The sequence below is a fragment of the Arthrobacter sp. Y3223164 genome (assembly GCF_059091005.1).
In genome coordinates, this window is sequence record NZ_JBNHGF010000161.1 from 1 (window position 1) to 6,056 (window position 6,056).

The 6,056-nt window shown below is 68.2% G+C and carries 7 protein-coding genes; 2 read left to right on the forward strand and 5 right to left on the reverse strand.

Features of this window, described 5'->3' with window-relative positions:
* The coding region (locus AC5RUJ_RS09505) for a hypothetical protein (protein ID WP_494155797.1) at nt 1–369 on the forward strand (369 nt) is incomplete at its 5' end.
* Nucleotides 366–1,871 (forward strand): sodium/solute symporter, encoded by a 1,506-nt coding sequence (locus AC5RUJ_RS09510; RefSeq protein WP_494128283.1) that lies wholly within the window; start codon nt 366–368, stop codon nt 1,869–1,871. The genes AC5RUJ_RS09505 and AC5RUJ_RS09510, both read left to right, overlap by 4 nt.
* Before the next feature lie 16 nt (nt 1,872–1,887).
* On the opposite strand, the gene AC5RUJ_RS09515 is transcribed toward AC5RUJ_RS09510, so the two are convergent.
* The 5 genes from AC5RUJ_RS09515 to tsf form a co-directional block, all read right to left on the reverse strand.
* The gene (locus tag AC5RUJ_RS09515) at nt 1,888–2,478 is read right to left on the reverse strand and encodes a DivIVA domain-containing protein (RefSeq protein WP_494128320.1); all 591 of its coding nucleotides are present in this window, start codon (nt 2,476–2,478) and stop codon (nt 1,888–1,890) included.
* 99 nt (nt 2,479–2,577) lie between these two features.
* Complete coding sequence (locus AC5RUJ_RS09520; protein WP_494002465.1) at nt 2,578–3,480, reverse strand: phosphatidate cytidylyltransferase; 903 nt, start codon at nt 3,478–3,480, stop codon at nt 2,578–2,580.
* A 23-nt stretch (nt 3,481–3,503) separates the two neighbouring features.
* Nucleotides 3,504–4,061 carry a ribosome recycling factor gene (gene frr, locus AC5RUJ_RS09525; protein WP_494014218.1) on the reverse strand — a complete coding sequence of 186 codons (558 nt, stop codon included), beginning with the start codon at nt 4,059–4,061 and terminating at the stop codon, nt 3,504–3,506.
* 94 nt (nt 4,062–4,155) lie between these two features.
* Nucleotides 4,156–4,899 carry a UMP kinase gene (gene pyrH, locus AC5RUJ_RS09530; protein WP_493988119.1) on the reverse strand — a complete coding sequence of 248 codons (744 nt, stop codon included), beginning with the start codon at nt 4,897–4,899 and terminating at the stop codon, nt 4,156–4,158.
* Nucleotides 4,900–5,068: 169 nt separating this feature from the next.
* Nucleotides 5,069–5,908 carry a translation elongation factor Ts gene (gene tsf / locus AC5RUJ_RS09535; protein WP_494128284.1) on the reverse strand — a complete coding sequence of 280 codons (840 nt, stop codon included), beginning with the start codon at nt 5,906–5,908 and terminating at the stop codon, nt 5,069–5,071.
* Nucleotides 5,909–6,056: the final 148 nt, after the last annotated feature.

The following is a 6,056-nucleotide window of genomic DNA, read 5'->3' on the forward strand; positions in this document are numbered from 1 at the left end:
GTCACCGCGCCGCGTTCGGCCGCGCCCCGGCCGGCGGGCGGCTACACCTTCTCCCGCGAGGTGGCCGAGCAGTCGGAAGTCGGCGAGCTCTTCGTGCGGTCCCTGGTCCGTTCCCAATTGCGCCTGGCCGTGGTGGTGGCGGCCGGTTTCGGGCTGATCCTGCTGGGCATGGCCGTGCTGATCGCGCTGGTACCGCTCACGGCCACGTTGACCGTGTTCACGGTCCCGCTCCCCTGGCTGCTGCTGGGCATAGGGATCTACCCGATCATCCTGGCCTGTGCCGCGCTCTACAACCGTGCGGCCGCCCGCAACGAGCGCCGCTTCCGCGAGTTGACGGCCGACCGGGTTGGCCCGGGGACGAGGCAGTGAACGCGGCCGCCGGGCTGGCGGCGGTGGCCGCCGTCTGCGCCGCCACCGTGCTGATCGGCATCTACGGGCTGCGGATTTCCCGCACCACCGGTGATTTCTACGTCGCCTCGCGGACGGTCAAGCCGTGGTGGAATGCGTCGGCCATCGGCGGCGAATACCTCTCGGCCGCAAGCTTTTTGGGCGTGGCAGGGCTGATCCTGGTCTCGGGCATCGACGCGCTCTGGTTCCCCGTCGGATACACCGCCGGCTATCTGATGCTTCTGCTGTTCGTGGCCGCCCCGCTGCGCCGCTCCGGGGCGTACACAATTCCCGACTTCGCCGCGGCCCGGCTCGATTCCACTGCCGCGCGACGCGTCACCAGCCTGTTGGTGATAGCGGTCGGCTGGCTTTACATCGTGCCGCAACTGCACGGGGCCGCCCTGACCGTGCGCATCGCCACCGGCCTGCCGGGCTGGGCAGGCGCCCTCGCCGTCGTCGTCGTGGTGGTGCTGTCCGTGGTCACCGGCGGCATGCGCTCCATCACCTTCGTGCAGGCCTTCCAGTATTGGCTGAAACTCACGGCCCTGGCCGTCCCGGTGGTGTTCATCCTGCTGGTCCTCGCCGGTTCGGGCCAGTCGGCCACCGGCGGCGGCGCGGCCTTCGACCCGTCGCTGGATGTCGTCGGCGATGCATCCCTGTACCGGAATATCTCGCTGATCATCGCCCTGCTTTTCGGGACGCTGGGGCTGCCGCACGTGCTGGTGCGTTTCTACACCAATCCCGACGGTGCCGCCGCCCGCCGCACCACGCAACTGGTGCTGGGGCTGCTGGCGCTGTTCTACCTCTTCCCCACCATCTACGGCGTGCTCGGCAGGCTGCACACCCCGCGGCTGGCCGGCGGCACCCAGTCCGACGCCACGGTGCTGCTGCTGCCGGGGCGGATTGTGGACGGCCTGGCCGGCGATCTCTTGAGCGCCTGCGTGGTGGCGGGCGCGTTCGCCGCGTTCCTTTCGACCACCTCCGGGCTGGTGGTTTCCCTGGCCGGGGTGGTCAGCCAGGACCTGTTCCGCGGCAGCGTCAGGGGCTTCCGGCTGGCCGCCGTGCTGTCGGCCATCGTGCCGCTGGGCATCGCCCTGGGCACCGAATCGCTGGCCCTGGCCGGCAGCGTGGGCACGGTCTTCGCGTTTACCGCCTCGACCATCTGCCCGCTCTTGCTGCTGGGCATCTGGTGGCGGGGTCTCACCGATGCCGGCGCCATTGCCGGCATGGTGTCGGGGGCGGTGCTCTGCGGCGGTTCGCTGCTGGCGGCTGCCGTGGCGGGACCGAAACTGGGCGCCTGGGCCGAGCCGTTGGGACAGCCGGCGGCCTGGACTGTTCCGGCGGCGTTCCTGGTGACGGTGGCCGTTTCCCGGGCGACGGCTTCGCGCAGGCCGGCCACCACCGCCCGGGTCATGGCACGGCTGCACACCCCGGAGCGGGCGGACAGTCCGGAGCCGGCCGGTTGGCCCCGTCCCGGAGACTGAACGAGGTCGGGCCCCGTCAGTCGATCGCGGCCATTAACTCGACGACGCGGTCCAGGAACGCGTCCACCTGGTTTTCCTCGTAGCCGTCATTGCCCTTGGCCTCGCGGAACACGGCCCTGCGCACCACATCGACGCTCATCGGCTGGTCGTGCTCGAAATAGCCCAGCAGTTCCACGCACAGCGCGTCGACGTCCTCCACGTTGTAGCTGACGGCGTTCCGCTTCGTCGGCCGGCGGAAGCGTTCGCCCGGGGCGCGGTGCAGGCGGGCGCGCAGCATCGCCGACACGCGGCCGATCTGCGTCAGCCAGGCCTGTTCGCCGTCCCTACTGATCAGCGCATCGCGCTCCCGCTGGGCGAAGACGTCCTCCAGCCGGTCCAGCGCGGCGTCGACGGCCCGCGGGTCGTAGCCGCCCTTGGCCGGATCGAACGTCATGGCCCGGACATCGCGGCTGGTGATGGGAGCGTCGTCGGGCTCGGGGTTGTTGTAGTACTCCCGCGCCCGGCTGAGGAAGTCGTCCACCTGGCGTGCGTTGTAGCCGAAGTTCCGCCGGTCCACGTGGTCGAACGGGGCACTGCCCTTGCCGGCATCAATGGTTCGTCGCGCCATGGTGTCCTGTGGTTCCTGTTCCGTCAATACGTTCCGCTTGTCTACGGTGCCCAGTCTATGCGGGCCGCCGCGTGGCCCCGGGTATCCGCGGCCGCGCGCCTACACGGCCCCCGGGGCCAGCAACGAGGCGAGCACGAAGGCCACCGGGGCGGCAAACACGATGGAATCCAGCCGGTCCATCACCCCGCCGTGGCCCGGCAGGAAGTTGCTCATGTCCTTGATGCCAAGTTCCCTCTTGACCATCGACTCGGCCAGGTCGCCCACGGTGGAGGCGGCCACGGTGGCCACGGCCAGGACCAGCCCGAACCACCACTGAAGGTCCAGCACCAGCACCGAGCACAGGACGCCGACCAGGACGGCTCCGCCGACCGAACCGGCAAACCCTTCCCACGACTTCTTGGGGCTGATCTTCGGTGCCATCGGGTGCTTCCCGAAGAGCACCCCGATCAGGTACCCGAAGGTGTCGTTGGAGACCACCAGCAGCAGCATGGTGGCCACCTTCAGGGCGCCGGACTCCTCCAGCAGCAACAGCAGCGAGAAGCTGATGAAAAAGGGAACCCAGCAGAGGATGAAGGTGCCGCTGAGCACACTGCTGACCGCGCCGTCGGTACTGTCCAGGCACTTCCAGACCATCAGGGCCACGCAGGAGGCCACCAGGGCGAAGGCCAACCCCTCCGGCCCGCCGTAATAGGCGGCCACGGGCATCGCGAGGGCCCCCGCGAACAGCGGCGGCAGCGGCACCTTGATGTTCTTGACCGTCAGGGCCCGGGAAACCTCCCACACGCCCACGGCCGCGAAACCGGCCACCAGCACCACGAAGGCATCGGGCAGGAGGAAAAGACCCACCAGGACAACAATGAGCAGCGAGAGTCCGACGACGATGGCTGCCGGCAGGTTGCGCCCGGCACGGGAGGGCTTGGCGGCGGCACGCAGCGCCCGCCGTCCGGGTTCTGCCGGCCGCTGTCCCGGACCAGCCGCCGGAGCCGGCGTATCGCCAGCCATGGGTTGAGGCTGGTCCGTACTCATCAGACCTCGAGCAGCTCGGCTTCCTTGCGCTTGAGGAGCTCGTCCACGTTGTCGGTGTGCGACTTGGTTTTGGCGTCCAGTTCCTTTTCGGCCCTGCTGCCTTCGTCCTCGCCGACCTCGCCGTCCTTGACCAGCTTGCCGATGGTGTCCATCGCCTTGCGGCGGATGTTGCGGATCGAAACCTTCGCGTCTTCGGCCTTGCCCCGCACCACCTTGACGTACTCCTTGCGGCGTTCCATGGTCAGTTCCGGCAGGACCACGCGGATCACCACGCCGTCGTTGGCCGGGTTGGCGCCCACATCCGAATCACGCAGGGCCTTCTCGATGTCGTTCAGCGCCGACTTGTCGTACGGCGTGATCAGCAGGGTGCGCGGTTCGGGGTTCTGGAAGGACGCCAACTGCTGCAGCGGGGTCGGCGTGCCGTAGTAGTCGACCGTGACCTTGGAGAACAGTGCCGGATTGGCGCGGCCGGTGCGGATGGTGGCGAAGTCTTCCTTGGCCACTTCGACTGCCTTGTCCATCTTCTCGGCAGCTTCGCGCAGCGTCTCGTCTATCACGGTCTCTCCTTCACGTCCTTCATTCACTCCGCGATGCCCGCGGTCCTGGCTCTGCTTTCCATCCTAGGCTATCCGGCGGACGGCCCGGCGCCAGTCAGGCGGTGACGTAGGTGCCGATCTGTTCGCCCAGAATCGCACGGGTCACGTTGCCTTCGCCCTCCATCCCGAAGACCACCATGGACAGCTTGTTGTCGCGGCACAGGCTGAAGGCGGTCTGGTCCATCACCCGGATATTCCGGCGCATGGCTTCGTCATAGGTCAGGGTGTCGAGCTTCTCCGCGGCCGGGTCTTTCTTCGGGTCGGCCGTGTAGACGCCGTCCACGCCGTTCTTCGCCATGAGCACGACGTCGGCGTGCACCTCGAGGGCGCGCTGGGCGGCCACGGTGTCGGTGGAGAAATAGGGCAGGCCGGCGCCCGCGCCGAAGATGACCACGCGGCCCTTCTCCATGTGCCGGATGGCCCGCCTCGGGATGTAGGCCTCGGCTATCTGCCCCATGGTGATCGCGCTTTGCACGCGGGTGTCCACCCCGGCCTGCTCGAGGAAGTCCTGGAGGGCGAGGCAGTTCATGACGGTGCCGAGCATGCCCATGTAATCGGCTCGCGAGCGGTCCATGCCCGACGTCGACAGTTCGGCGCCGCGGAAGAAGTTGCCGCCGCCCACGACGATGGCCACTTCGACCTGGCCGACCGTGGCGGCGATCTGCTTGGCGACGCCCCGGACGGTGTCCGGGTCCACGCCCAGCTTCCCCCCGCCGAAGACTTCGCCCGAAAGCTTCAGCAGGACGCGGCGGCGTTTGGCCCCGGTATCAGCGGTGGTCTGGGTGTTCTGGGATTCCATGGTGCCTCCCGGCGTGCGTGGTTCTGGGGAAAGAGGGTGTGACTGGCCGCGGCTGCCCGACGGTTGAGGCCGCGCGGCCGATCCGGACATGAAAAAGGAGTGGTCACCCGATGGTGACCACCCCCTTGTCATCTGAATCAGCCAGTTCGCCTAAACGTTGCGACCGAGGTTACGCTCCGACGCGGAAGCGGGCAATGGCGGTGGCGTTGACACCGGCCGCCTCCAGCACCTTGCCGACGGACTGCTTCGGGTCCTTGGCAAACGGCTGGTCCAGCAGCACGATCTCCTTGAAGAAACCGTTCAGCCGGCCCTCGACGATCTTCGCGAGTGCTGCCTCGGGCTTGCCCTCGGCGCGGGCGGTCTCGTCGGCGATGCGGCGCTCGTTCTCCACGGTCTCGGCCGGGACCTCTTCGCGGGTCAGGTAGGCCGGGGCGTAGGCCGCGCTGTGCACGGCGATGTCGTGGGCTGCCTCGAAGGCCGAGTCGCCTTCGCCGTCGACGGCGAAGAGGACGCCGACCTGTGCCGGCAGGTCCTTGGACGTCTTGTGCAGGTAGGCATCGACGGTCTTGCCTTCGACGCGGGCGACCCGGCGGACGACAACTTTCTCGCCCAGCACGGCGCCTCCCTCGACGACGAAGTCACCCAGCGGCTTGCCGTCGACGTCGGCGGCCAGCAGGGCGTCGAGCTCGGCTGCGCCGGACTCAACCGCCGTGGCCAGTACCTTGTCGGCGAGTTCGATGAACTTGGCGGACTTGGCGACGAAGTCGGTCTCGCAGTTGACCTCGATCATGACGCCGACGGTTCCGTCGATGACCTTGGCGGCCACCAGGCCTTCGGCGGTGGAGCGGCCTTCGCGCTTGGTGGCGCCCTTCAGTCCCTTGATCCGGATCAGCTCAATGGCCTTCTCGGCATCCCCATTGGCCTCGTCCAGGGCCTTCTTGACATCCATCATGCCGGCGCCGGTGCGCTCGCGCAGTGCCTTGATATCAGCAGCGGTGTAGTTCGCCATTTGGACTCCAGTCCTCCCGTATTAAGTAGTGTTCGGTGCCGCTGGCGGCCGGCCTGAGCACAGGCCGGGCCGCCAGCGGAAGTCCGGCGGCGCGCAAGGCGCCCCCGGTGAGTCGGATTTACTTCTCGGTGTCCGCGGCGGGTGCTTC